Here is a 25692-nt window from a genome sequence, read left to right on the forward strand (position 1 = left end):
AAACATCGTTAGGATGTTTCTTTTAAAATATGCAAAAACATAGAATTTAAATCTTCTTGATTGACTTCATTAAAATCATATTGATCATCAAGATGCTGTTTAATAAAGTGTAATTGTTCTTCAATATAAGTATTCATTTTACTGAAATCTTCAGAAACATAAGTTTCTTCTTTTGACTTTTTTGTATTCATCATTTTATGAATAAGTTCATGATAAGTTGGATCTAATTGTGCTTCTACAAGTTGCATGAATGGTACAGGTGGAAGTGTCTGAGATCGAATAATCCATAAACAACATAGCATCGTACGTAAAACATAAAAATATTTTTTACTAGTGAGGAATTGAGAGTCATAATGATTGAAAGTCATATAATAGTAATGTTTAATGAGTTTTGATAATTGAACAGTACTATCAAAAAATGGAAGCAAGTCATTCCATAAAGGTAATGCGTAATAAACGATAGGTGAATGAATCCATTCATAAAGGGTAGGGTTAGATTTTTGAGCAAGTTTTAAAACTTTTTGAATATCCCAACCACTAATATCAAAAATACTGTTTAATTCATATTCAATAACATCTTTTTTAGGAAAAAGACTAAGATAATCTTTTTCTTTTCTTACATAGATGAAGCGGACATCATAATCACTATCTTGTGACTCAAAACCCCAAGCACGACTTCCTGATTCTACTGCATAAAGGATAGTTACATCTTCTTTTTTCTCAATATCTTTAAGTTTTTGTAAAATGATATCTTTCATATTTCATCATCTCCTATGCTTTAAAATTATATATAGGTTTTATAATATTGACTATTGTAACAGTATCATCAATATTATGAATAATATCATCTATTGACTTATAAGCCATAGGACATTCATCTAATGTTCCTTCAGAAATAGATGTAGAATAAATGCCTTTCATTTGTTCTTTAAATTCATCTAAAGTAAATTTCTCTTTTGCTGTTGTACGGCTATATAATCTACCAGCACCATGTGGGGCAGATTCATTCCATTCTGGATTACCTTTACCAATACATATTAAACTTCCATCTCGCATATTAATAGGAATTAATAATTTCTCATTTTGCTTAGCAGAAACAGCACCTTTTCTAATAATATGCTGAAGAGGATCAATATAATTATGAATTGTTTCAAAATATGATAATTCTTCTAAAGAAATATTATATAAATGTTTTAATATTGTACTTGCAATCATATAACGATTAAGAGTAGCAAATTCTTGACAGATATACATATCATGTAAATATTTATCTTTATATTGACCTTCTAAATAACAAAGGTTTTTAGGTAAATCAATGCCTTTTGCTGTAAAGTCAGCTCTTAATTGCTTTAAAGCATTTTGTATTTCATTTCTTCTTCCTTGTTCTTTATATTCTTTAATTAATTGCTCCTGTTTTTCAAATAATTCATCTTTACCACTTAATAAATCAAAAGCAAGATTTTGATAATAATCAGCCACTTGTTTTCCTAAATTACGGCTTCCTGTATGAATAACAAGGTAATGGTTCCCTTGATTATCAATATCAACTTCTATAAAGTGATTTCCACCGCCAAGAGTCCCAATACTTCTCTCCATTCTCTTAGAATCTTTTAATGATCGAAAACAGTGTAAATCTCTTAATTGATCAAAGCGTGTCATTCTACCAGGATGAACTGATGTTCCACATGGAACAAATTGTCTAATGATTTTATCTAAAGCTGGCAAATCTATTTCACGTTTTCCTAATTCTACTGTTAACATACCGCATCCTATATCCACACCAACGATATTAGGAATGACTTTATCTTTAAGATCAGCAGTAAAACCTATAACACACCCTTTACCAGCATGAACATCAGGCATAATTCTTATTTTAGCACCACTTGTAAATGGTTGGTTACATAATGTTTGAATTTGTTCATAAGCACTTTCTTCTATAATATCAGTAAAAATTCTCGCTTTTGCATATAAGCCATTAATTTCTTTCATAAACAAAACCCCTTTCTTAATGACCCCTTTATTATATTGTGTATAAAAAGATAAATCTTGGAAAAAAAGTTGCGAACTTAACGAAGTCCACAACTTTTTTGCTGAGTTAGGCGTTCTTTAAAAAGATTTACAAAAGATTCAGGTCCAATAACTTTTACATAAGGACCAAAAGAAAGAATTCGTATTAAGACTTCTGTTTCATCATCACTTTGATAGAAAATTGTTATTTTATATTTTTTATCATCAATTTGTTCAGCATTTTTTTGCATATCTGCAAAATGTGTCATAACACGATCCAAACAATTCCTTTCATCAAAAAGTTCAATAGTCAAATAATTTTGAAGATGTTGTTTAGGAAAATGAAATATATCAGAAAATGTGTCTAATAATTCAATAGACTTTATTTTACTAATATTTAAAGTTTTGTGAAAACGATTATCTAATGTTAATAATCTGAATTTATCATTTTTTAAAGAATATTCAATTTGATAAGGTATACAAACAATATCTTTATTTAAATAAGAAATAAGAACCTTTCTTTTATTTTCAATAGCTTTTAAAAGAAGATGAAAATGTTTTTGATATGTTTTGTCATCATATGGATCACCATCAGCATATTGATCATATATTTTATAATCCTCCAAAGTAAATAAAGGTTCTTCATCAATATGTGGAAATTGAATTGAAAAAAGTTTAAATCTAGGATCAAGACTCATTGATTTTAGCCATCTTTTCTCTAAAATAGTGAGTGGCATTGTTGGAGAATGCTGGAGCGGTGTTTGTAGAGACTGTGTTATAACTTGCCAATTTTCATCTTTAATAGCAGGAATAATATGTAAAGGACTTTCTTGGAAGGCATATTTGTGGATGATTTCTAACATTTTCTCTTCAGTTAATTTATGCTCAAGAGCAAGTTCAATCATTTTGTGAACTGATTGATAATAGCAACCATATATTTCATGAAACAGCATTATTCATCAACTCCTTCTATATTATACATTTGATACATTTTTAAAAGATCATTCTTAAACTCATTTTCAATTGTCCGATTTGAAAAATGTAATTCAGTTATTCGACAAATAAAAGTTCTTATCCAAGGAATCATCTCTAATGTATCATAAACATCAGCAACAAAACGATAATGACAATCATCAATTTGAATAATATCTCCACATCTTTTTTCTCTTAATAATCTTTGATAAATATATGATTCATATTTTTGAATAAAAATAACAAATTCAACATGTTCTAACTTCTTTCGAGGATAACATTGAATAGACCATATATGCTTTTCAATTTGTTGTAGTTTTTGTCTATGTTCCTGAAATGTAGGCTGAATATCTTGTAATATAATATCAGTCATAAAATCAATGCGATAACTTTTGATTGTCTTAAAATGAAAAGAATAAGCCAAAAGATGTGTGCGTCCTGTTTGTGAACTTATGTATATTCGTAAAGGAATCACATGAAACGTATGTTGAAGCTGGGAATGAGGATTTTGACTTTGAATAAGAATATCTCTACGTTGTTGCATGGCATCAAATAATTGATATATGATTTCACTATCAATAGCATCAGCAATATAATGATGTTTAAAACGAAAAATATGTTGATGGGGAATTTTGTTGAGAAGATAGTAACCAATAACCCCAAGAATACCTATTTCAGAATAAAATGAGAGAGCCTGCTTATAGTCGTCTAAATCTATAGAAACAGCTCTTTGATATACATTTTGTTTCCCAGATTTGTTTTTTTGAATCAAACCTAATTGAGTATATTCATTCAATTTCTTTCTTAATGTTGATTCATCAAAAATAAGAGGATGTTGAAAATCTTCTAAATAAATATCGATTTGATTCAAGATATCTTGAAGAGATAATTCTATTGATGGAGTGTACAATATATCAAAAATCATAAAATGCAAAGTTATATCTTTAGCTGTAAAACTTTTTGATTGAAAAGCAGCATATAAAGGATTATGAGAAATCCGACGACTATCAATAGATAAGAAAATAACTTTAGAAGATTGATATTCAAAGGACATATAATCTTTTAAATAACTTTCAAGACGTCTTCTCTCATTATCATAAGAACGCTTGCTGTTATGATACAGATCATCTCTACTTTTAAAACCATAGATATAAAATTCGTGCATATAAGTTCTTATTTTTTCAAAATGTTTAATTAATTCATGATAAGCCATCTTTTTCAACCTCGCTATGTTAAATTATAACATACTCAAAAGAAAAGACATATGTATCTTTGTAAGTTCTTATATGATACTACATGGAAATGAACATAAAGACAGCATAAGATGTACTGTCTTTATGTTTTTTAGTAATAAAAATAAGGATTATTGATGAAAACGAGAATTGTATTCATTCAGAAATTTTTCAAATATTTGAATGTGTAATTGTTCATCAAGTATGATACGTTGAAGAACATTTTGAATAACAGGTTCATCAATACAAGATATTTGATATTGATAGATATCAATAGTATTTTGTTCTTGAATAATTGCATTTTCTAACATTGTTTGAATTTGTCGTGGATAGACATTATATCCAGGTGACCAATATTCTAAAAAGTCATTTTGACAATCCCATAGGCGAGGATCAATACCTAGTTTACAGCACATTTTTGCAAAAATATCTAAATGATGCATTTCTACAATACTTATTTCATGCATAGCTATAGAAAGATCTTTCCAGCTATTTTCCATAATAACGTTGTTATAAAAGTAAAGACTGACTGCATTCATTTCTGAATGTAATCCACCTACATTAGATAGTATCATTTGTCCATAATGAATATTGATATCTAGTTGATCAATAGATGGATAAGGTTTATCGACGTAATATTTCATATATAAAAACCTCCATATTCATAAATATGAAGGTTAAATTCTATTTATTCAATATTTTTTCAAAACCTATTCGTGGTGCACCACTAGCCAAAGTAATTGTACCACAAGCTATAAAGTCATGCTTTGTTAAAAAACGTTGCATTGACTGATTATCCATGTGAGTATCAATTCTTATACTCTTAATATTATTGTGAAAACATTGACTAGTTACATAATCTAATAATTGATTGGCTAGATTTTGTCCTTTCATTGTTTCATCAACAACAATTCTATGAATAATTGCATAGCGTTGTTGAGAAGTCAACCATTGTCCTTGAATGACAGCATAGCAAGGATCATCTTCTATAGCAAAATACATTGTACCAACAATTTTATCATCATTAATAAGAACATAACTATGTTGTTTATGTATGTCATCCAAAATAGTTTCACTATTTGGATAACCGTCCTGCCATTGATCAATATTATTTTCTTTAAAATAATTTTGAGCTTGATGAACCAGCACCATAATATCTTTAACATCAGTACAGGTAGATTTTCTAATTTTCATAATCATTCTCCCTTAAACCATATAAAATTAAATCATGATATTTCCCATCTTTAAAAACATGATTTTTTAAGTATCCTTCTTTTACAAAATGATTATGTTCTAATACTTGTGCAGAAGCAATATTTTCAGCATAAACTTCAGCACAAATCTTTGTAATAGGATAGTAATCAAATAAGTAACGACATAACATATGCACAACTTTACTCATAATACCAAGTCCCCAATAATGACTATTCAACCAATAACCAATATCACAATTCTTCATATAGATATCTTTATGAAACGTAACACCCACACAACCCACACAAATATCATTAACAACAATTCCAAAATCGACAGCACGATTTGTTAGTGAATGTGTAATAAAAGACATTGCATGATCAAGTGTATAGGGATAAGGAAAAGAGTTTCTTAAATATTGATGAATATGCGAATCATTAGCAGCATTCGCTAACTCACATGGATCAATATCAGCAAGACTTTTTAATTCAATTTTCATTATTTCCTCCTTTAAGGAAGAGGTTTTTCACTCGCAAGATACAGATCATACCATTGTTGACGTGTTAATTGTACATCACAAGCCTGAGAACTTTCTTTTAAGTGAGCAGGAGATGTTGTACCAACAATTGGTTGCATACATGCAGGATGACGCAATAGCCATGCAATAGCAATTGCACTCTTCGTTACATGATATTCATCAGCAAGCTCTTGCATGACATCATTTAATTTTTGATAATCAGGATTATCTAAGAATGTTCCTTCTGCCCAAGATGCCTGAACAACACTCCAAGGCTGAATAGTGATATCTTTAAGACGACAATAATCTAAAACACCACCATCTTTATCTTGAGCCCAAGCTTCTTTCATATTCATATTTAAACCAGAATCAATCATAACAGAATGAACAATAGATAATTGTAACTGATTAATAATAATAGGATGTTTTGTGTACTTTTGTAATAATTCTATTTGTAAAGGGGTGTGGTTAGAAACACCAAAATATTTAACTAGACCAGCATCATATAGTTCGTCAAAGGCTTCAGCAACTTCCTTTGGATCACATAGTGCATCAGGTCTATGTAACAATAGAATATCAACATAATCAGTATGAAGTCTATCAAGTGAAGCTTTCACACTCTTTATGATATGTTCCTTTGAAAAATCATATCTTTTTCCAGGAACAATAGCACATTTTGTTTGAATAATCATTTTTTCACGTAATTCAGGATGACGTTGGAGCACTTCACCAAAAACAGCTTCAGATTTTCCAGCACCATAAATATCAGCATGATCAAAGAAATTAATCCCTTCATCAAGAGCAGCATAAATCAGTTTTTCAACATCATCAACACTCTTATCAGCAATTCTCATGCAACCTAAAGCAATTCTAGAAACAGTTAAATCAGTATGTGGTAATTGATAATATAACATAAATATTTCCTCCTTGTTGTTATTGTACTAAATAATCGCTATAATGTAAAAGATAAATCATTATGATTTCAACAAAGGAGTGAGAATATGGTATATCATATTGTAAATGTAGTTGTCTATGTAATATCAATTGCTATGGCAATGTTTGGATTAAGTTGTTTTCGATTTGAAAATTATATAAAACCAACCAAAATTAGAGAATTTTATTTATTTTATATTGTTGCTTCAGTAGCACTAGGATATCTATTTGCATCGTTTATTTTATCATTTGGGACACTCAGTTTTCAGTTATAATTAAAGAAGTTAAGCATATATTGTATTATGAAAACAATATATACAAAACTTCTTTTTGTTTGTGTTTTGATATTAATGATTGGATGTTTGCATTATCAAGAAGCAATTACATATTTACAATCTCATTATCAATCACAAAACAAACAATCAGATTATACAGTGACGGTCAAAACAAAATCTAAAACACTGAAAGTTCCTCTTGAAGATTATGTTGTTGGTGTTGTTGCAGGAGAAATGCCAGTGAGTTTTGAGGTAGAAGCACTAAAAGCTCAAGTCGTGGCAGCAAGAACTTTTGTATTATCAAGGAAGCTGAAAGTTGATAATACAACAAATTCGCAAGTTTATTTAACAGATGAACAAATGAAAAAAAATTGGGGTGACAATTATCAAAAAAATAAAGCAAAAATAGAAAAAGCTGTTAAAGAAACAAGTTATGAAGTTATGACATATCAGGGAGAATATATTTCAGCTATGTTTTTTTCAAGCAGTAATGGGAAAACTGTTAATTGCGAGGATTATTTTACAGGTGAAGTTGCTTATTTAAAATCTGTTGATAGTCATTGGGATGTCAGTATTGATCCAACAAATGAAAGAAAAAAGACATTTACAAAACAAGAACTTGCAAAAGCATTTGGTGTAACATCACCTAATATTGAAATAACCTCATATACATCTAGTGGTTATGTTAAAAATGTCATTGTTAATGGAAAAACATATACAGGAAGAGAAGTGAGAGAAAAATTATCTTTAGCATCTTCATGTTTTCAAATTTCATTAAGCTCAAAAGGCTATACCTTTACAACCAAAGGAAGTGGACATGGTGTAGGTATGAGTCAATATGGTGCTCAGGCAATGGCTAAGGAAAATAAAAATTATAAAGATATTTTAAATCATTATTATCAAAATATTGAAATTAGAAGTATAGAGTCTTAACTTTTGTTCATACTTAGATTGAGGTGAAAGTATGAAAAAAAGATCTTTTAAATACAAAAAAGCCCTAGGGATTACCTTGGCTCTTGCATTATTTTTAGGTGGTATTGGTGTTGTTCAAAAAGTTTTAGATAACCATACGAGTGATTTTGAAGATGAATCAGTTGTTAAAGTAGAAGAAAAGAAAAAAACAACAGAAGAAACTGAAAAGAAAACAATTGAAAATTTAAAATCGCCAGTTAAAGATGGTATCGGTATTGTTAGATATTATTATAATAAAGATGATGATGCCCCAAAACAAGAACAATCACTTATCTTATTTGAAGGTGTTTATAGACCTAATCAAGGAGTTGATTATGCTAATAAAAATGAAACATTTGATGTATTAGCATCAATCAGTGGAACAGTCACTAAAAAAACAAATGATCCTGTTCTTGGATGGGTTGTAACAATTACCAATAGTGATAAAATATCAACAACTTATGAATCATTATCTAGTGTTTCTGTTGAAATGAATAAAACAGTTAAACAAGGTGATGTAATTGGTAAAAGTGGAGAAAATGTATATGAAGCAGATTTGAAAAATCATTTACATTTTATTTTACAAAAAGATGATCAATTATTTAATCCAGAGAAATATATTGGTCAACCTCTCAATACAATTAAATAAGTGATAAAATAGTGGTGATACAAATATCATCACTATTTTACATATTTTAACAATAAGGAATTATAACATTGTATTTTTTATGATGTTTTGATATACTATACATGTACTGTATAGGTCAAGATGAGACTCTTATAAAGTTTGATTTGGCCTGTAAATAAAATTCAAATTCGTATACCTATACTATTTGGTACTAGCTATTTATTGCATAATAAGTAGCTTTTTTTGTGCTTTAATGCTTCTATAGACAGGTTTGTCATGCAGTTTGTTAAAGTATGCATTTATGAATTTTATTGGAGAATTTAAAAATAATGACGCAATGTTTTGCAAGATTCAACAAAATGATTAGATAATTTTGACTTATATGAGATTATGTAATTTTTTCTAATCAGAAATATTGTCTATCAGGATTTTGTAATGTGTCTTTATGACTTAAAGGGGATGATAGAACAAAGTATATTTTTAAAATAAATCTTATTGATAAGATAGAAAGGATGATTATTAAAAAATGGGAAAATTAAAGAGTAAAAGAAAATGGATTAAAGTTTTAGGCTCAGTAGGTCTTTCGTTATTAATGACAATGGGAATAATGAATACAAGTGTTGTTAATGTCAATGCTTTGACTATGACTGAAGTGTTAGTTGGAAAAAAGGTCACATTCTATGTTAATGAAAGTATTAATGTTTTTGATGCATTAAAAGCAACAGATGAAAGATTAGGACATCTGGATACAGGATGTTTTACAAATTTAACATTAAATTATTCTACGTCAGGAAGGGATTATTATAGTATATCTGGTAAGCTTGTTACAGGTATAAAATCAGGGACTACAACGATTCTTATTTCAGGTGCTGCAAATTGTGGGCAGTATCAGATTTATGAAACCTTTCAGAACACAGCTATTACTATTGAAATAAAAAAACGTGATGGTACAAAACCAACTGGTTTTATAGTTAATGATTCAACTAAGAATGGAAAAGAAGGAAGTATAACGGGATTAAATCCTTTAATTGTTTATGAATATAAAAATGTTGACAATATAGGCTCCTCATATATTAAAATTCCTGCTGGTACAACAAGTATAAATTTACCTAAAGGACATTATAATTTAAGAGTAGCAGAAACTGATACAACAAATGCAAGTAAGGCAGAAAGCATAACGATTAAAGAACCAGCCCAGACACCAGATATCCCAACAGTCACACAAAGAACAGATACAGCTATCAAAATTGCTGGTAAAACTGGTGAAGTATATTCAATAGATGGTGGTCAAACATGGGTTAATAATCCAGTTTTCCAAAATCTAACAGCAGATACTGAATATACAGTTCTTGCTAAGAAATTGGGTGTTGAAAATGAATATACAACAGACAGTGAGACAAGTCGCCTCGTTGTAAAGACAAAAGCAAGTACAAATTCAGTAGCACAGGCTATGGAACCAGAGGTTTTGTCATATAATGATACAACAATTAAGATTAAAGCCAATGCAGATGAAGAGTATTCAATTGATGGTGGTCAAACATGGAATAAAACAGGTGAATTTAAAAATCTATCTCCAAACCAATCTTACAATGTTGTAGCAAGAAAAGCTGAAACAGATAGTGCAATGGCAGGACCAGTTTCAAATGCAAAAACAATCAAAACGAAAATATCTTCAAATGATGTGCCTGCTCCAGTCAATACTCCAGTATTAAAAGCAACAGATCAATCAGTTGAAGTGATGAATCCAGATTCAAAAAATGAATATTCTATTGATAATGGAAAGACATGGATAAAACCAACAGGTAATCAAGTTATCTTTACAGGTTTAGAAGAAGGAAAGAAATACAGCGTTTTAGCAAGAACCGCAGAAACAGATACAGCCATGCCTAGTACTGCAACAAAGGCTACTGATATTACAACTTTATGTCATTTGACAGGAAATATATCAGCAAAAAATTACCCAGTTTCAATGAAGATTTTAGATTCAAAAACAGGCGAAGTTATCCAAGAAATAGAAACTGATAACCAAGGAAATTATAGTACATTACTACCTAAAGGTGATTATAAGATTGTAGCTGATTCTAATGGTGAAAGTTTAATCACTGATATTCAATTGGAACCTAATGATACTGATAAAAACTTAGTATTACAACAAGGAGCTTTGATTAGTGGAACTGTTTATGATGATGAAGGAAATCCTATTGCAAATGCAAAAGTTGTTATTGAAACGCCAAAAGGAAATATAGAATTAACAACAGATCAACAAGGCAACTATTATACAGATGCTATTGAAGATGGTAAATATCAATCATATATTTATACAACTCAAGGAATACCTCAATCTACAGCAACTACTGTGGAAGTAAAACAAGGACAAATGACAACTGCATCTGGAACGGAATTAAAACCAGGACTTATCACTAAAGGTGAGATAGTTGCAGATACTAATGGAGATGGAAAGTTAGATCCAATTCAAAATGGAAAAGTTGAATTAATAGATAAAAATGGCAAGATTTTTGAAACTACAACTGATGCAAATGGTTCTTATATATTACCATCAGTTGCACCAGGAACTTATCAATTAAAAGTAACTGACTCAAAAACAGGAGCAGTTATCGAAAGAACCATTCAAATTGGTAATGATAATTCAACAGCATTAGGAACAACTCCTGAAAAGATTGATGGAACTGTAGAAATCAATGCAGAAAAATTTATTCAAAATAATTTAACTGATGCAAATCAAAACGTTATTACAAAGTCTACAGGTGAAAATTATAAGATAATTTTAGATGCTCAAGATGCATGGAATGAATTAACACAACAAGAAAAAGATGAAACAAATAAGATTCTCGTTAATAAATATAATGGTTTGACATATCCTGAATTATTAAAGCAAGCGGAGTCTATTCAAACACAAGTTCAAAATTTTATTAAAGATCATATGTCATTAAATGATCAAACAATAACAGAAGTCAATAAAGATACATATGCTACAATCATTTCAGCTAAAGATGCATGGGATAAATTAAGCGAAGATGAAAAACAAGCAGCTAATGATGCATTGAAAGTAGCAGGTGCTACACAAACATATGAAGAAATGTTAGCACAAGCAGTAGCTGTTAAAGAAGTAGGTAATCAATTTATTAAAGATCATATGACATTAAATGGTCAAACAGTAACAGAAGTCAATAAAGATACATATGCTACAATCCTTTCAGCTAAAGATGCATGGGATAAATTAAGCGAAGATGAAAAACAAGCAGCTAATGATGCACTGAAAGTAGCAGGTGCTACACAAACATATGAACAAATGTTAGCAGCAACAAAGGCAAAAGTTAATCAATCTGCAATAGATTTTATTAATAAATATGTAAGTGATAAGAATAAAAACATTTATAAAGAAGCTAATAAATCTAATTATATGCAAATTCTATCAGGTAGTGATGTATGGAGTAAGTTAAGCGAATCAGAAAAAGATGCGATTAATGCTATACTCATTCATGCTGGTAGTAAAAATTATGAAGATTTATTAAAGCAAGCTAATGTTGTAAAAAAATCTGTTCAAACAAATGATAACACGAACATTGTACCTTTATATGCTTTATTGGCAGTATCTCTATTATTAGGAAGTTATATTATAGGAAAGAGAAAAAAAGAAAATGATTAGATGAAATGCCAAGAGATTTTCTCTTGGTATTTCTGTATAGGAAGAGAATAATGAAATCGAGTGATAAAATATATTTAATACTAAACAATGATGAAACACAATATCAAAATAAAAGACAGGAATCAATGATCTATAAGCAATTAGAAAGATTTGTTGAACAAGCTAGATATGTTGACTGCAAAGTTGCGGTTTATGAATTAAAAGAGATTGTTCCAATGAATATACTAAAAAAAAGAATATAAAAGAAGAAAAGGAATATTTTTTATTCTATTAATAAATGAATAATCTATTTAATCTTGTTAAAAATATTGAATAAATAATAAAAAAATATAATTTAAATTAAGTGATATTATGGGTTAATTTGTGAAGGCGATAAAGGAAGAAAATATGTTGAAATAGTGATTATTTTTTTCTTGTATTTAATGTGAAAAATGATACAATAGAAATGCTTATAGGAGGAATGTTTATGAAATTATCAAAAGAAATTGGTATTGACTTAGGAACAGCTAACATTCTTATTTATGTTAAAGGTGAAGGTATTGTTGTGAATGAACCTTCAGTTGTAACTATCAATACTGAAACAAATAGACCAATCGCTGTAGGTGAAGAAGCAAGAGATATGCTTGGGAAAACGCCAGGTAAATTTCAAGCTATTCGTCCTCTTAAAGATGGTGTTATCGCAGATTTTCAAATTACAGAAATATTATTGACTCATTTTATTAATAAATTAAACTTAAAAGGTGTATTCTCTAGACCAACAATTTTAATTTGTTGTCCATCAAATATCACATCAATTGAAAAGAGTGCTATTCAGGATGTGGCTTTAAGATGTGGAGCAAAAAGAGTTTATATTGAAGAAGAACCTAAAGTGGCAGCTATTGGAGCTGGTTTAGATATTTCTAAACCATCTGGTAATATGGTTGTTGATATTGGTGGGGGAACTACAGATGTAGCTGTTCTTTCATTAGGAGATATCGTTACAAGTACTTCATTAAAAGTTGCTGGAGATAGAATGGATTCTGAATTAATTAAATTTGTAAAAGATAAATACAAATTATTAATTGGTGATCGTACAGCAGAAGAAATTAAAGTGACTATTGGTACTGCTTATGGAGCTTCTGCAAATGATGTTATGGATGTAAGAGGTAGAGACTTAGTTACAGGATTACCACATACAATCCAATTAAATGCTTTAGAAACACAAGAAGCTTTACAAGAATGTTGTACAACAATCTTAAGAGCTACAAAACAAGTATTAGAACAAACACCACCTGAATTATCAGCTGATATTGTTAATAAAGGTGTATTCTTAACTGGAGGTGGAGCTTTGCTTCACAATTTAGATAAATATTTAGAAGAAGGTTTAGGAGTTCCTGTATTTGTTGCTGACAATGCATTAGATTGTGTTGCTGAAGGTTGCGGAATTATGTTAGAAAACACACAATATTTAAAATAAGAATTGAGTTATCTCATAATGGGATAACTTTTTTTGATTCTTGTTTTCTTTTCCTGTAAATTTAAACATTTGTTTTTATTTTCTGTTAGAATAATGTTCGGAGGTTGAGAATATGGGTAATAAGAAGTATTTTTTCTTTGATATAGATGGAACATTAGCAGTTGGAACACCTGGTGATCAATATGTTCCTGAATCAGCAAAGTTAGCTTTAAAGAAATTAGAGGAACAAGGTCATTTTTTAGCAATCGCTACAGGGAGAAGCTATGCAATGGCTAAAGACCATATGAAAGAATTAGGTTTTGAAAATATGGTTAGTGATGGTGGTAATGGAATTACGATTAACGGAAAATTAGTCGAAATTAAACCATTAGATTATGATAAATGTATTGCTTTAATTGATGAGTGTAAAGAAAAAGGTTTTATCTGGGCTATTTCACCAGATAATGAAACAAGAAGATTAGCACCAGATGATCGTTTTTATGATTTTACACATGATATTTATATGGATACAGTTGTTAAAGAAGATTTGGATCCAAGAGATTATGATGAAATTTATAAAGTCTATGTTGCTTGTTATAGTCCAGAAGAACAACAATTAGAAGCATTAAAAGATTTACCATGGTGTCGTTTTCATAAAGAATATTTATTTGTTGAACCAGGGGATAAATCAATAGGTATTAAAGCAATTGTTGATCATTTTGGTGGTGACTATAGTGATGTTGTTGTTTTTGGTGATGAAAAGAATGATTTAAGTATGTTTACTGATGAGTGGACATCAATTGCAATGGGAAATGCTATTGATGCATTGAAAGAAAAAGCAACATATATTACAACTGATGCAGATGATGATGGTATTTATAATGCTTGTAAGCATTTTGGATGGATAGATTAATATGGATAAGAAGATTATATTTTTTGATATAGATGGAACATTATATGCTCCAGAGTTAGGCGGAATTAGTAAACGAGTCAAAGAAGCAATTAAAAAGACTCAGGAAAAAGGTCATTTATGTTTTATAGCAAGTGGAAGACCATATGGATATATTGCTGAAAATGTCAAAGAAGTTGGCTTTGATGGTTATGTACTAGCTAATGGAGCAAATATAAAATATCAGGGTCAAGATTTAGAAACGCGTTATATGGATGTAGAAGCAGTCAAAACATTATGTCTAAAACTCAAAGAAAAAAATATTGAGTATGTTTTACAAACATCTCAATTATGTTACTTAAGTAAAAAGTGTACAGCCTTACTAGAGTTTTATAAAAAATGTAATATTGATTTTCATAATTTCTGTTTTGAATATGATGAAGAAGAAATTATGAAAAAGACAGTAAAAATAGAAGTGTGGGTAAAAGATGAAAAAGAATTAGAATATGCTGTATCTTGTTATGGAAGTTTTAATTATGAATTACATCCTGATCATCATAGTATGGAAGTCTATGCAAAAGATGTCTCTAAAGCAACAGGTATTTTAGATGTCCTTAAAGAATTAAATATTCCTTTAGAGAATAGTTATTGCTTTGGCGATGGACCAAATGATGTAGAAATGTTTGAAACAGTTGCTCACCCAATTGCGATGGGGAATGCATTAGATATTATTAAGGAAAGAGCAGAAGTGATTTGTTTAAGTGTTCTTGAGGATGGAGTTTATTTTCAATTAAAAGACTTATTTGACTTATAGTTAAATAAGTCTTTTAATTGATTGAATAAAGGAGTCAAACATTGTAAAATAATAAATCAAAGTAGGTGAGATAATGAAAATTATTGCATGTGTAGATAATGATATGGGTTTAATGTTTCATCAAAGAAGGCAAACACAAGATCGTATTGTGAGAGAGAATATAAAAGCATTAAAAGAAAGAATCTATATGAATGAATATTCTTATCAATTATATAAAGATACTTTAGATGATGTGATTGTTGATAATGATTTTATAAAACATGGAGAAAATCATTATTGTTTGATTGAGAATGTCAGTGTTAAGGATTGTGATATTGATGAAATGATATTATATAGATGGAATACGATTTATCCATGTGATTATTATTTAGATATTGATTTATCAAAATTTCAATTGGTTAAACAGGAAATGTTTAAGGGATCATCCCATGAAGTGACAAAAGAGATTTATCGAAAGGAAAAAGGATGAAAAAGAAAGATAAAAAAAGATTAATTCAATTAGTTATTGCAGGATTGATTGTTGTAGGTGGATATATTACAACAGAATATCGGAGTGATGATTTTCATTCTCCAATGAAGATAGAAAGTGATGATATTGAAACCTATAGTGGTAAGCCATATGTTGTTGTCAATGACAATGAACCCTATTTTACAAAAGATGACCTGACAACAAAATCTTTTGAAAGATATAGTGAGTTAGATGAATTAGGAAGATGTGGAGTGGCTTATGCAAATGTATCTGAAAAGACGATGCCAACAGAAAAAAGAGGATCAATTGGACAAGTCAAACCAAGTGGCTGGCAAACAGTGAAGTATGATTTTGTTGATGGGAAATATTTGTATAATCGATGTCATCTGATTGGTTATCAGCTGACTGGTGAAAATGCTAATGAAAAGAATTTAATTACAGGAACAAGATATATGAATACCCAAGGAATGTTACCTTTTGAAAATCAGATTGCTGATTATGTGAAAGAGACAGGCAATCATGTTTTATATCGTGTGACACCTATCTATGAAGATGATAATCTGGTTGCTGATGGTGTTTTAATGGAAGCAATGTCAGTTGAAGATCAGGGGTTAGATATTGAGTTTAATGTTTTTGTCTATAATGTACAGCCTGGCGTTACAATTAACTATAAAAATGGTGAAAGTCATATTACAAAATAGGTCTGAGATAAAAAATCTCAGACCTATATATTTTCTATTTTAAAATTTTAAAATGATGTCCTGGTTTAATGAATTCTAATAACATTAATTCTTCAGGTTTAATAGTTGCAACTAAGTTACGTTCACCATCATTTGGAATTTCAGTAAGTACGATTTCTAATTCTCCTCGATAATGAGCAAGATTATCATTAACAATCAAGACATCTCCACGAGTAAACATTTTCTTACCTGGATCTCTATAAGGGATTGATTGAGATTCAACATCTGAACTCATACCACCAGAGATTGGACCATCTTGAACACTCTTTTGTTCTTTAAACCAAACTCTAGGCATTGATGAACGAAGCATGAATGTAGAATGATCATAACGATCCCAATGTGGAGCATAATCATACATAATCATTTTTTCATTATCAGAAATACCTTCAGCTTCATCTACTTTAATTTCAATGGCTTGTAAATTAACTTTTGATAAAGCTTCTAATTCTTCATCACTTGCTGGATAATTTCCAATTAAAACATCATCAACATCTCCAGTAGCTAATAAATAACGTGCTTGTAAATCAATTGGTAAACCACGCATAATTTCAACTGTAGGTAAACCACAGAATACTTGCCATGGTCCAATTGTATTTTCATTGTTTGATGAAACAAAAGCAGCAGTGTGTAAATTCAATTCTTTCCAATAACGGTTATATTCCATAAATAAATCAAAATCTAACCCACTATAACGTTCTGGGAAGAAGTTATGGCACATAATGATTTGATCTTTATTACCACCATTATTAATTAATAACTCTACACCCATATCCATACTTGCATTAAATTCAATCTTAATATTATATGGATTACGAGTTAACTGAATATCACCTTGAGTCCCAAAGTTACCATCCATTCTAATAATATCAAGTCCTAAATCAGCAAATGGTTTTAAATTTCCAGGTGTTGCTCCAATTAAATCAAATACAGCAGGATTTGTATCAGCAGCAACCTCAAATCCTAAATCATGAGCTTTTGTCATAAATTCCTTAAATTCAACCAAATAAGTTTCTCTTTGATCTTCAGGAATAGATAAGAAACATGTAAAAATTCTGCTATATCCCAACTTAGCAGCTTTCTCCATGTAAGCGTATACCTCTTCTTTTGGTGATTTGTCTGGGTATACAGAAATACCTAATTTATGCATATTCGTTTTCCTCCTTGTACGTTCACATTATACCATTAATCATAGAAATAATTAAGGGTAAAAAAGATTTTCTATAAATTTCCTTCAATTTGTAATATAATACTTACAAGAAAGGAGCATGGATATGAGTTTAGAAATATGTTTATCTTTTGTTGTAACATTTATTATAAGCCTAATGCTTGTTCCCATTGTTAGTAAAATATCAAAAAAACTTGGTATCATTGCTCATACAAACCGACGAACAATCCATAAAGGAATTATTGCCAGAACTGGTGGTTATGCCATCTATGCAAGTTTTTTGATTGGGACAATGATTTTTTTGAAAACTGATACTCAAATTAATGCTATATTGATTGGTGGATTTATTATTTTTCTCACTGGTTTTTATGATGATATTCATGATTTATCTCCAAAACTAAAAATGCTTGGACAGATTATTGCTGCACTGGTTGTTATTTGTTATGGAGATATTGCCTTAAAAGGATTTACTTTACCATTTTTACCTGCTTTTATTTCCCAGGCAATTGCAATCTTTGTAACAATTGGATGGATTGTAGGAATTAGTAATGCTGTTAATTTGATTGATGGATTAGATGGACTTTGTGGTGGAATATCTATTATTGTACTTGTCACTATTTCATTAACATCTTTAACATATGGACGTACCGATATTTCTTCATTATCATTATTGTTAGCTGGTGCTATTGGAGGTTTTCTGGTTTATAATTTTCATCCAGCATCAATATTTCTAGGTGATTGTGGTGCCCTTTTCATAGGTTATATGATAGCAGTGATTTCATTGTTAGGCTTTGGTTATAAGAGTTCTTCTTTCTTTACCTTAGGAGCACCCATTGTGGTTTTAATGGTACCTATTATGGATACATTAATAGCTATTATTAGGCGTAAAGTCCATCATAAAAGTTTCAGTGAAGCAGATAAAGGACATTTACATCATAAATTAATGTTCTCATTAGAATTAGGACAAACGAAGAGTGTTTTAATTTTATATGCTGTTACGATTCTATTTTCACTTTGTTCTTACATTTATTTATTTGATAAAATTGCAGCAACCATTCTCTTTTTAACATTAATGTTATTATTTGAGGTTTTTGTTGAAGCAACAAATATGATTGATCGAAAATACAAACCGGTTTTAACAATTATGAATATATTTATAAAGAGTGAATATTTACCTTCTATTAAGGATACAAAACCTTATCGTAAAATTGTTAAACGTGCGAAAAAGAAATATGCTGTTATTTTTGTTGTGATATTAGCTATTGTATTTTCACTCGTATTTGTGATTAATAAAGAAGATAAAAAACAAACAATAAAAAGACCTGTTACAGTTGAATATACGCAAAGTCAAAAAGAAACAGCATTAATGAGTAATATATATAATCAATTAGAAACAGCAATTACAAGAAATAATAAAAATGATATAAGACAATTAGTTGCAGCTTATTTTGTTGCTGATTATTTTACACTTTCCAATAAATCTGAAAATGAAATTGGTGGTATTGATTATTTCTATAAAGATAAAAAAGATGATTTTACAGCTTATGCTAAAAATGGTTACTACAAAGATGCTAATACAATGATTCAAAATCATACCAATACTCAAGAAGTTATACAATATGATGTTCTATCTAATGAATTATCTAGCAATAAGGCTTTGGTTGGATTAGAAGATTATAGTTATTATGATGTGAAGATTCAAATCACATTCCAACAAAATAATAGTATTTTAAATACAATAGAGTATACAACAACAGTGACATTGATTGAAAAAGATCAAAGATTTAGTGTTGTTGCTATGGAAGAATAGTGTGAAAGATATATTATTAGTTGGTTTAGGTGGTGGAATAGGAGCCATCCTAAGATATTTATTGAGTTTAGTATCAATAAAATTAGAGTTTCCATTGATAACTTTTATAACAAATATTGTAGGGGCTATTTTCATTGGTATCATTGTTGGAATATTTGAGAGAAATCAGATTTCTGAATCTTTCCTTTTATTTTTTAAGACTGGAGTTTGTGGAGGTTTTACAACATTCTCAACATTTTCATTGGAGTCATTATCATTATTAGAAGACAAGAAATATGGAATCGCAAGTGTTTATATTGGATTGAGTGTGTTATGTTGTATTTTAGGTGTAATGATTGGAAAGTATATAAGTCGATATATATAGGGAACACATTTTGTGTTCCTTTTGTGTGAAAAGACTATCTAAATGTAGTTTTTTATTATATAATAGGCGCGTAAAAGTTTATAAATTTGTTGGTTAAAATATAATTTTATATTTTATGAAATTGGAATCAGGTGTAAAACCTGAGCTGTCCCGCAGCCGTAAGATGGAGTTAAAGCAAGAATGTCACTGGGAAACTGGGAAGACGCTAAGACGTTGAAATCGAGCCGGAATACAAGCCAACATCTGAGAATACACTTTACGGAGTATAAAGTCGTTCTAGTATGAATTTAGGAGAATATCCTATTTTTTGTCTAGACTTCAACAAGGAGGACAAAATGAAGAAAATTTTTACAAGTTTTATTGTTGTGGCAATGATGGTTTTATGTGGATTAAGTCCAGTTAAGGGCTTGTCATATGATGAAAGCTATCAAGCTACAAAAGATTATTATGCAAAGAAAACAGAGTTACAGGGAGCTTCAGAAGTGACTGCTTATGCATCTTTAGGATTAGATGCGAGTCATGTCAAAATGGACAATGTCATTAATACTGATTATGCTTCATCAATTGCACAAACAGTTATTTCTTTAGTATTACATGGTGATGATCCAAGAAATTATAAAGATATCAATTATGTAGAAATGCTAGAAAAATGTGTTCAAGAAAATGGTGCTTTTGATAAAACAAAACAAGAGGCATTTGCGAATTATCAAATATATGGAGTTTATGCTTTATATATCGTTAATTCTCAAAAATTAGAGATAGCTGCAAACTATCTGGCATCATTGCAAAGCCAAACTGGTGCATTTGGATCAAGTTGGGGAGAAAGTGTTGATATTACAGCATGGAGTATTGAAGCTTTAAGTTTAGCTAATAAAACAAAATATCAATCTGTTATTGATAAAGCGATTGCTTATATGAATTTATCACTTGATGGAGAAGCTGGATATAAAGACAGTTATTCTGGTGTTAATGTTAATACACAAGCATGTGCTTTAATCGGATTATTGGCTTATGATGCCCAAGGTGTTAAAAACGGAAAATATAATCAGGAACAATTCAACCCTTATGATGTCTTATTAAGATACCAAAATAGTAATGGAAGTTTCTGGTATAGTGAACAAGGTGAAGAGAATTATTATGCAACAACACAAGCAGCACAAGCTGTTGGTTATTATTATAATGGTTCTGTTTATGCAAAAGCACATGAACTTTATTTGAAGTTAATCAATAAAACAGAAGAAGAGAAAACTGATGAAACCAAACCAGTGACACCACCTAAAGAAGATATGAAAGATCAAAATCAATACAATAAAAGAAAAGTTGTGGAAACAGCAGATTCTTCAGATATATTATTATATTCAGGATTAATGATGATGAGTGCATTTGTTATCTTGAAAGGAAAGAGAAGATTTGAATAAAACAAAAAAATATACAATTATATTTATTATTGTATGTTTTGTATTTATAGGTGGAATGGGTATATGGAATACCCATTTTCCATCTCAACCAAAAGAAGAAATCACTCATCAAGAAACAACAGTATCAAATGAAATAAATTCTCAAAAAGAAGAAACACAACAAGATAAAACACAAACATCAAATGATACAACAAAACAAGAACAAACACAAAAAAAGACACAGTCTCAGACTCAAAAAGAGACAACTCAGAAAACACAAGACAATTCAAAAACAGAAACAACAAAAACACCTGAAAATAAAACTCAATCTTCACAAGATAATGAAAGTCAGCCAGAACAAAAAAGTTATGCTGAAATAACTATTACTGGAATAGATTCAACAATTGTTCAAGATAAAGTGAGTATAGAAGATAATCAAAGTGTTTATGATGTTTTAAAAACAATAACGAATCAAAAAGGAATAGAATTAAAAACAAATGGATTTGGTCCAACGATTTATATCGTTGGTATTCATGGTTTAAATGAATTTGATAATGGACCACGCTCAGGCTGGAAATATAAAGTGAATGGAAAATATCCAAGTCAAAGTGCAGGATCTTATAAAGTTAAAGATGGTGATCATATTGAATGGATCTATACAACAAATGGGTAAAGTCAAAGAAATAAGTTTAATAGGTATATTGGCAGCAGTAAATATTGCTTCACGAATAGCATTACAGGGATTACCTAATATTAAGCCGGTGACATCAATTATTATTATTTCAGTTATGATTTTTGGATTGGCTTTTGGAATAAAGCTAACCATTGTGACAACATTAGTTTCTAATATTTATTTAGGAATGGGAATTTGGACATTTTTTCAGATATTAGCATGGATAGTCATATGCCTGCTTATTCAGATAGTGATAGATTTCTTTAAAAAGTTCAACAAAGAACCGCATTTGATAGTCATGGCTATATTTGCTTTTATGATGGGATATGTGTTTGGATTCATTGTTTCAATGGAAAAACTTGTTGTTGGAGGACCATCGCTGTTTATTGTTTATTATCTTGCTGGATTATTTTTTGATACTTTGCATGCTGTTGGGAATTTCTTCTTTTATCTTATATGTGCACCACTACTTATGCGCATATTTGCTAAAGAGCGAAGAATGCTTTCAAAAATGAGTCAATAGAAAAGTATTGTATTTTTAATGATGTTGTGGTATCATAGCAATGCTAGTGTATAAAAGTTTAAAGAAAAGGAGGTACTACAATGATTTTGAATATATTATTAATGATTGTTTCAGTTGCTCTCATTATTGTATGCCTTATGCAAAGCGGGAAATCAGATGGTATCGTTAATGCCTTAACTGGTCAAAGTTCTAATCTTTTTGCTCATCAAAAAGAAAGAGGAGCAGATTTGGTACTTTCTCGATTAACTGTTGGACTTGCAGTTGCATTCTTTGTTATTGCAATTCTTATTAGAATGGGTTAAACAAATAGGGCACAATGTGTCCTATTTTTATTTCAAATGGGTAAAATATTGAAGGAGGTGAAGTTATGAAAGAAAAAATACTTGAATTATTAAAAGATCAGACTTATACAAGAAGAAAGATTGATGAACTTGCTGAATATTTTCATATGACTTCAACAGAGAACTATGTTCAATTTATTAAATTATTGAATAGTATGGAAGATGAAGGGTTGATTATCAGAAGTCAGTATCATGATTATTATTTAATTAATCAATTACAATTTTATAAAGGTGTTATTAATTTAAATAAAAAAGGTTTTGCTTTTGTAAAAGTTGATGAAGAAAGAGAATTTTATATTAATGAATCAAATATGAAAGATGCTTACAATAAAGATGTAGTGCTGATTGAAAAGATTCGTTCACATGGGAGTAAAGAAGAGGCGCGTGTTGTTCGTGTTTTAGAACGTGGACAAATGCGTTATGTAGGTGAAGTAAAAAGAGGCAAGAGAGATTTTTATGTTGCTGTTGATGATAGTAAATTTAACAAACAAATTTTTGTTGATAGTGCTCATATGCATGGAGCAGTAGTTGGACATAAGGTTGTTGTTGAAATTAAAACTTTTAAACCACAGATTAAAGGTAATATTATCAAAATCATTGGACATAGAAATGATCCAGGTGTAGATATTTTATCAATTGTTCATGCTCATGATGTAGATATAGAGTTTCCTGAAGATGTTTATAAACAAATTGATGATATTTCAGATGAGATTGATCCAAGTGATATTAAAAATAGGGTTGATTTAAGAAATGAATTAATTGTAACAATTGATGGTGATGATGCTAAGGATCTTGATGATGCGATTTCATTAAAGAAATTAGCAAATGGAAACTATCAATTAGGTGTTCATATTGCTGATGTTTCTTATTATGTTACAGAAGGATCACCTTTAGATAAAGAAGCAGTTAAAAGAGGAACATCAATTTATTTAGTAGATAGAGTTATTCCAATGTTACCACATAAGTTATCAAATGGTATTTGTTCATTAAATCCTCATACAGACCGTTATACAATCAGTTGTATTATGGAAGTGGATAAAAATGGTGAAGTTATTAATCATGATATTATTCCATCAGTTATTCATTCAAGTTATCGTATGACTTATCATAATGTCAATGCTATATTAGATGGTGATATGCCATTACAAAGACAGTATGAAGAAGTTGTTCCATTGTTTTTCTTAATGCAGGAATTAGCAGATTTATTTATGCAGAAAAAAGCAGAAAGAGGAGCTATTAATTTTGATGTGAATGAAGCGAAGGTTTTGGTTGATGATAAAGGAAAACCAACTGATGTAGTTTTAAGAACAAGAGGAGCTTCAGATAAAATTATTGAAGAATTCATGTTAAAAGCCAATGAAACAGTAGCCCAACATTTTAAATGGATGGATTTACCTTTTATTTATCGTGTTCATGAACAGCCAAAACTCAAGAAACTGCAACAGTTTGCTACTATTGTAAAACCATTAGGATATACAATTAAAGGTTCATTAGAACATATTTATCCAAATGAATTAAATCATATTATAGAAGCATCAATTGGAACAGAAGAACATACTGTTATTTCAACATTATTATTAAGATGTATGCAAAAGGCACGTTATGATCGACAATGTTTAGGACATTTTGGATTAGCTGATGAATATTATACACATTTTACATCGCCAATTCGTCGTTATCCTGATTTACTTGTTCATAGATGTATTAGAACTTTCTTGTTTGAACATCAATTAGATGAAACAGCACATTTTGAGGAAGTTATTCCTTATTTGGCAGAACAATCATCTTTTAGAGAAAGAGAATCAATTGATATTGAACGTGAAGTTGATGATATGAAGATGGCTGAATATATGGAAGGTCATATTGGTGAAGAATTTGAAGGTGTTATATCATCAATTACTCAATTTGGATTTTTTGTTGAATTACCAAATACAATTGATGGACTTGTTCATATGACAGAATTAACTGATGATTTCTATCATTATGATGATAAGAATATCATGTTAGTTGGAGAAAGAACTGGAAAAACTTTTAAATTATCTGATAAAGTGAAAGTAAAGGTTATAGGAGCAAGTAAAAAAGAGAGAACTGTTGATTTTGAAATTGTGGGAATGAAACCAAGATTAAAAAAATCAAAAATTGTTCACTTAAACGACAAAAAAGTAAAGACAAATCGTAAGAAAAAAGGTAAAATAAATAAGCCAAGAAGTTTTGCAAGAAAAAAGAAAAGATAGAAAGGAGGGATATGCATGAAAATAGTTGCACAGAATAAGAAAGCATACCATGATTTCTTTATACTTGATACATTTGAAGCAGGTATAGAGTTACAAGGGACTGAAATTAAATCTGTTCGTAAAGGGAGCGTCAATTTAAAAGATTCATTTATTCGTATTAAAAATGATGAAGCCTATATAGAAAACATGCATATTGCTCCTTATGAACAGGGCAATCGATTTAATCATGAACCACTTCGAACAAGAAAACTTTTATTGCATAAAAAAGAAATTAAAAAATTGCAAAAAGAAGTGAAAGAAAGTGGATTAACGATTGTTCCTACAAAACTTTATTTTAATACAGCAAAACTAAAAGTAGAAATTGCTTTGGCAAGAGGTAAGAAGTTATACGATAAACGTCAAGATCTGAAAGAAAAAGATTCAAAACGTGATATTGAAAGAGCATTGAAAAATGCTTACTAA

General features: G+C 29.6%; 27 protein-coding genes and 1 riboswitch. Of the genes, 18 read left to right on the forward strand and 9 right to left on the reverse strand.

The window, feature by feature from the left end; all coding sequences use genetic code 11:
• Positions 1–8: 8 nt before the first annotated feature.
• From BN1865_RS09485 to BN1865_RS09520, 8 genes are all read right to left on the reverse strand, one after another.
• Positions 9–758 (reverse strand): nucleotidyltransferase domain-containing protein, encoded by a 750-nt coding sequence (locus BN1865_RS09485; protein ID WP_050637019.1) that lies wholly within the window; start codon positions 756–758, stop codon positions 9–11.
• 13 nt (positions 759–771) lie between these two features.
• On the reverse strand, positions 772–1989 hold the full coding sequence (locus BN1865_RS09490; RefSeq protein ID WP_050637020.1) for an RNA-splicing ligase RtcB: 1218 nt from the start codon (positions 1987–1989) through the stop codon (positions 772–774).
• Between the two features lie 77 nt (positions 1990–2066).
• Positions 2067–2960, reverse strand: coding sequence for a WYL domain-containing protein (locus BN1865_RS09495; RefSeq protein WP_050637021.1), 894 nt, complete (start codon positions 2958–2960; stop codon positions 2067–2069).
• A complete protein-coding gene (locus BN1865_RS09500; protein ID WP_050637022.1) occupies positions 2960–4192 on the reverse strand; it encodes a WYL domain-containing protein in 1233 nt (410 codons plus the stop codon). Before BN1865_RS09500 ends, BN1865_RS09495 begins: the two co-directional genes overlap by 1 nt.
• A gap of 150 nt (positions 4193–4342) precedes the next feature.
• Complete coding sequence (locus tag BN1865_RS09505) at positions 4343–4855, reverse strand: ferritin-like domain-containing protein (RefSeq protein WP_050637023.1); 513 nt, start codon at positions 4853–4855, stop codon at positions 4343–4345.
• A gap of 40 nt (positions 4856–4895) precedes the next feature.
• Positions 4896–5405: a GNAT family N-acetyltransferase gene (locus BN1865_RS09510; protein ID WP_050637024.1), complete on the reverse strand. Its 510-nt coding sequence runs from the start codon at positions 5403–5405 to the stop codon at positions 4896–4898.
• A complete protein-coding gene (locus BN1865_RS09515) occupies positions 5395–5904 on the reverse strand; it encodes a GNAT family N-acetyltransferase (protein ID WP_050637025.1) in 510 nt (169 codons plus the stop codon). Before BN1865_RS09515 ends, BN1865_RS09510 begins: the two co-directional genes overlap by 11 nt.
• 11 nt (positions 5905–5915) lie before the next feature.
• Complete coding sequence (locus tag BN1865_RS09520; RefSeq protein ID WP_050637026.1) at positions 5916–6836, reverse strand: aldo/keto reductase; 921 nt, start codon at positions 6834–6836, stop codon at positions 5916–5918.
• Between the two features lie 87 nt (positions 6837–6923).
• Here BN1865_RS09520 and BN1865_RS09525 point away from each other — a divergent pair, with 87 nt between their 5' ends.
• From BN1865_RS09525 to BN1865_RS09570, 10 genes are all read left to right on the forward strand, one after another.
• Positions 6924–7130 (forward strand): DUF1146 domain-containing protein, encoded by a 207-nt coding sequence (locus tag BN1865_RS09525; RefSeq protein WP_050637027.1) that lies wholly within the window; start codon positions 6924–6926, stop codon positions 7128–7130.
• A gap of 27 nt (positions 7131–7157) precedes the next feature.
• On the forward strand, positions 7158–8063 hold the full coding sequence (gene spoIID / locus BN1865_RS09530; protein ID WP_050637028.1) for a stage II sporulation protein D: 906 nt from the start codon (positions 7158–7160) through the stop codon (positions 8061–8063).
• A gap of 31 nt (positions 8064–8094) precedes the next feature.
• On the forward strand, positions 8095–8730 hold the full coding sequence (locus BN1865_RS09535; RefSeq protein ID WP_050637029.1) for a M23 family metallopeptidase: 636 nt from the start codon (positions 8095–8097) through the stop codon (positions 8728–8730).
• 505 nt (positions 8731–9235) lie between these two features.
• Positions 9236–12376, forward strand: a complete 3141-nt coding sequence (locus BN1865_RS09540; RefSeq protein ID WP_050637030.1) for a carboxypeptidase regulatory-like domain-containing protein — start codon at positions 9236–9238, stop codon at positions 12374–12376.
• A gap of 50 nt (positions 12377–12426) precedes the next feature.
• A complete protein-coding gene (locus tag BN1865_RS09545) occupies positions 12427–12618 on the forward strand; it encodes a hypothetical protein (RefSeq protein ID WP_050637031.1) in 192 nt (63 codons plus the stop codon).
• A 224-nt stretch (positions 12619–12842) separates the two neighbouring features.
• Entirely contained in the window at positions 12843–13832 is a 990-nt protein-coding gene (locus BN1865_RS09550; protein WP_050637032.1) for a rod shape-determining protein, read from the forward strand.
• A 112-nt stretch (positions 13833–13944) separates the two neighbouring features.
• The gene (locus BN1865_RS09555; protein WP_050637033.1) at positions 13945–14724 is read left to right on the forward strand and encodes an HAD-IIB family hydrolase; all 780 of its coding nucleotides are present in this window, start codon (positions 13945–13947) and stop codon (positions 14722–14724) included.
• A gap of 1 nt (position 14725) precedes the next feature.
• A complete protein-coding gene (locus tag BN1865_RS09560) occupies positions 14726–15514 on the forward strand; it encodes a Cof-type HAD-IIB family hydrolase (RefSeq protein WP_050637034.1) in 789 nt (262 codons plus the stop codon).
• Positions 15515–15587: 73 nt separating this feature from the next.
• Positions 15588–15983, forward strand: coding sequence for a hypothetical protein (locus tag BN1865_RS09565; protein WP_017144022.1), 396 nt, complete (start codon positions 15588–15590; stop codon positions 15981–15983).
• Positions 15980–16684, forward strand: coding sequence for a DNA/RNA non-specific endonuclease (locus tag BN1865_RS09570; RefSeq protein ID WP_050637035.1), 705 nt, complete (start codon positions 15980–15982; stop codon positions 16682–16684). The genes BN1865_RS09565 and BN1865_RS09570 overlap by 4 nt, the downstream gene beginning before the upstream one ends.
• A gap of 34 nt (positions 16685–16718) precedes the next feature.
• Here BN1865_RS09570 and BN1865_RS09575 read toward each other — a convergent pair whose 3' ends face one another.
• Complete coding sequence (locus BN1865_RS09575) at positions 16719–17870, reverse strand: DUF871 domain-containing protein (protein WP_050637036.1); 1152 nt, start codon at positions 17868–17870, stop codon at positions 16719–16721.
• A gap of 124 nt (positions 17871–17994) precedes the next feature.
• On the opposite strand from BN1865_RS09575, the gene BN1865_RS09580 reads away from it, so the two are divergent.
• The 8 genes from BN1865_RS09580 (at position 17995) to smpB (ending at position 25692) form a co-directional block, all read left to right on the forward strand.
• Positions 17995–19698 (forward strand): MraY family glycosyltransferase, encoded by a 1704-nt coding sequence (locus tag BN1865_RS09580; RefSeq protein ID WP_050637037.1) that lies wholly within the window; start codon positions 17995–17997, stop codon positions 19696–19698.
• Position 19699: 1 nt separating this feature from the next.
• The gene (gene crcB, locus BN1865_RS09585; RefSeq protein ID WP_198527268.1) at positions 19700–20062 is read left to right on the forward strand and encodes a fluoride efflux transporter CrcB; all 363 of its coding nucleotides are present in this window, start codon (positions 19700–19702) and stop codon (positions 20060–20062) included.
• Positions 20063–20135: 73 nt separating this feature from the next.
• Positions 20136–20317: riboswitch (cobalamin riboswitch) on the forward strand.
• 80 nt (positions 20318–20397) lie between these two features.
• On the forward strand, positions 20398–21480 hold the full coding sequence (locus BN1865_RS09590) for a prenyltransferase/squalene oxidase repeat-containing protein (protein ID WP_050637038.1): 1083 nt from the start codon (positions 20398–20400) through the stop codon (positions 21478–21480).
• Positions 21473–22132: a DUF4430 domain-containing protein gene (locus BN1865_RS09595; RefSeq protein WP_050637039.1), complete on the forward strand. Its 660-nt coding sequence runs from the start codon at positions 21473–21475 to the stop codon at positions 22130–22132. Before BN1865_RS09590 ends, BN1865_RS09595 begins: the two co-directional genes overlap by 8 nt.
• Positions 22125–22655 (forward strand): hypothetical protein, encoded by a 531-nt coding sequence (locus BN1865_RS09600; RefSeq protein ID WP_232780366.1) that lies wholly within the window; start codon positions 22125–22127, stop codon positions 22653–22655. Before BN1865_RS09595 ends, BN1865_RS09600 begins: the two co-directional genes overlap by 8 nt.
• 80 nt (positions 22656–22735) lie before the next feature.
• Positions 22736–22957 (forward strand): preprotein translocase subunit SecG, encoded by a 222-nt coding sequence (gene secG / locus BN1865_RS09605; protein ID WP_050637040.1) that lies wholly within the window; start codon positions 22736–22738, stop codon positions 22955–22957.
• Between the two features lie 65 nt (positions 22958–23022).
• Positions 23023–25230 (forward strand): ribonuclease R, encoded by a 2208-nt coding sequence (gene rnr, locus BN1865_RS09610; RefSeq protein WP_050637041.1) that lies wholly within the window; start codon positions 23023–23025, stop codon positions 25228–25230.
• Between the two features lie 15 nt (positions 25231–25245).
• Positions 25246–25692: an SsrA-binding protein SmpB gene (gene smpB, locus BN1865_RS09615; protein WP_050637042.1), complete on the forward strand. Its 447-nt coding sequence runs from the start codon at positions 25246–25248 to the stop codon at positions 25690–25692.

It is taken from the genome of Candidatus Stoquefichus sp. SB1 (assembly GCF_001244545.1).
GTDB lineage: Bacteria > Bacillota_I > Bacilli_A > Erysipelotrichales > Coprobacillaceae > Stoquefichus.

What these genes read in the sequence shown, in the direction of transcription:
- BN1865_RS09570 (WP_050637035.1), top strand. Translation starts at nt 15,980, where the DNA reads ATGAAAAAGAAAGATAAAAAAAGATTAATTCAATTAGTTATTGCAGGA.
- BN1865_RS09545 (WP_050637031.1), top strand. Translation starts at nt 12,427, where the DNA reads ATGAAATCGAGTGATAAAATATATTTAATACTAAACAATGATGAAACA.
- BN1865_RS09590 (WP_050637038.1), top strand. Translation starts at nt 20,398, where the DNA reads ATGAAGAAAATTTTTACAAGTTTTATTGTTGTGGCAATGATGGTTTTA.
- rnr (WP_050637041.1), top strand. Translation starts at nt 23,023, where the DNA reads ATGAAAGAAAAAATACTTGAATTATTAAAAGATCAGACTTATACAAGA.
- BN1865_RS09575 (WP_050637036.1), bottom strand. Translation starts at nt 17,870, where the DNA reads ATGCATAAATTAGGTATTTCTGTATACCCAGACAAATCACCAAAAGAA.
- BN1865_RS09565 (WP_017144022.1), top strand. Translation starts at nt 15,588, where the DNA reads ATGAAAATTATTGCATGTGTAGATAATGATATGGGTTTAATGTTTCAT.
- BN1865_RS09500 (WP_050637022.1), bottom strand. Translation starts at nt 4,192, where the DNA reads ATGGCTTATCATGAATTAATTAAACATTTTGAAAAAATAAGAACTTAT.
- spoIID (WP_050637028.1), top strand. Translation starts at nt 7,158, where the DNA reads ATGAAAACAATATATACAAAACTTCTTTTTGTTTGTGTTTTGATATTA.
- BN1865_RS09540 (WP_050637030.1), top strand. Translation starts at nt 9,236, where the DNA reads ATGGGAAAATTAAAGAGTAAAAGAAAATGGATTAAAGTTTTAGGCTCA.
- BN1865_RS09520 (WP_050637026.1), bottom strand. Translation starts at nt 6,836, where the DNA reads ATGTTATATTATCAATTACCACATACTGATTTAACTGTTTCTAGAATT.
- secG (WP_050637040.1), top strand. Translation starts at nt 22,736, where the DNA reads ATGATTTTGAATATATTATTAATGATTGTTTCAGTTGCTCTCATTATT.
- BN1865_RS09485 (WP_050637019.1), bottom strand. Translation starts at nt 758, where the DNA reads ATGAAAGATATCATTTTACAAAAACTTAAAGATATTGAGAAAAAAGAA.
- BN1865_RS09560 (WP_050637034.1), top strand. Translation starts at nt 14,726, where the DNA reads ATGGATAAGAAGATTATATTTTTTGATATAGATGGAACATTATATGCT.
- smpB (WP_050637042.1), top strand. Translation starts at nt 25,246, where the DNA reads ATGAAAATAGTTGCACAGAATAAGAAAGCATACCATGATTTCTTTATA.
- BN1865_RS09490 (WP_050637020.1), bottom strand. Translation starts at nt 1,989, where the DNA reads ATGAAAGAAATTAATGGCTTATATGCAAAAGCGAGAATTTTTACTGAT.
- BN1865_RS09495 (WP_050637021.1), bottom strand. Translation starts at nt 2,960, where the DNA reads ATGCTGTTTCATGAAATATATGGTTGCTATTATCAATCAGTTCACAAA.
- BN1865_RS09600 (WP_232780366.1), top strand. Translation starts at nt 22,125, where the DNA reads ATGGGTAAAGTCAAAGAAATAAGTTTAATAGGTATATTGGCAGCAGTA.
- BN1865_RS09550 (WP_050637032.1), top strand. Translation starts at nt 12,843, where the DNA reads ATGAAATTATCAAAAGAAATTGGTATTGACTTAGGAACAGCTAACATT.
- BN1865_RS09525 (WP_050637027.1), top strand. Translation starts at nt 6,924, where the DNA reads ATGGTATATCATATTGTAAATGTAGTTGTCTATGTAATATCAATTGCT.
- BN1865_RS09580 (WP_050637037.1), top strand. Translation starts at nt 17,995, where the DNA reads ATGAGTTTAGAAATATGTTTATCTTTTGTTGTAACATTTATTATAAGC.
- BN1865_RS09555 (WP_050637033.1), top strand. Translation starts at nt 13,945, where the DNA reads ATGGGTAATAAGAAGTATTTTTTCTTTGATATAGATGGAACATTAGCA.
- BN1865_RS09515 (WP_050637025.1), bottom strand. Translation starts at nt 5,904, where the DNA reads ATGAAAATTGAATTAAAAAGTCTTGCTGATATTGATCCATGTGAGTTA.
- BN1865_RS09535 (WP_050637029.1), top strand. Translation starts at nt 8,095, where the DNA reads ATGAAAAAAAGATCTTTTAAATACAAAAAAGCCCTAGGGATTACCTTG.
- BN1865_RS09510 (WP_050637024.1), bottom strand. Translation starts at nt 5,405, where the DNA reads ATGAAAATTAGAAAATCTACCTGTACTGATGTTAAAGATATTATGGTG.
- BN1865_RS09505 (WP_050637023.1), bottom strand. Translation starts at nt 4,855, where the DNA reads ATGAAATATTACGTCGATAAACCTTATCCATCTATTGATCAACTAGAT.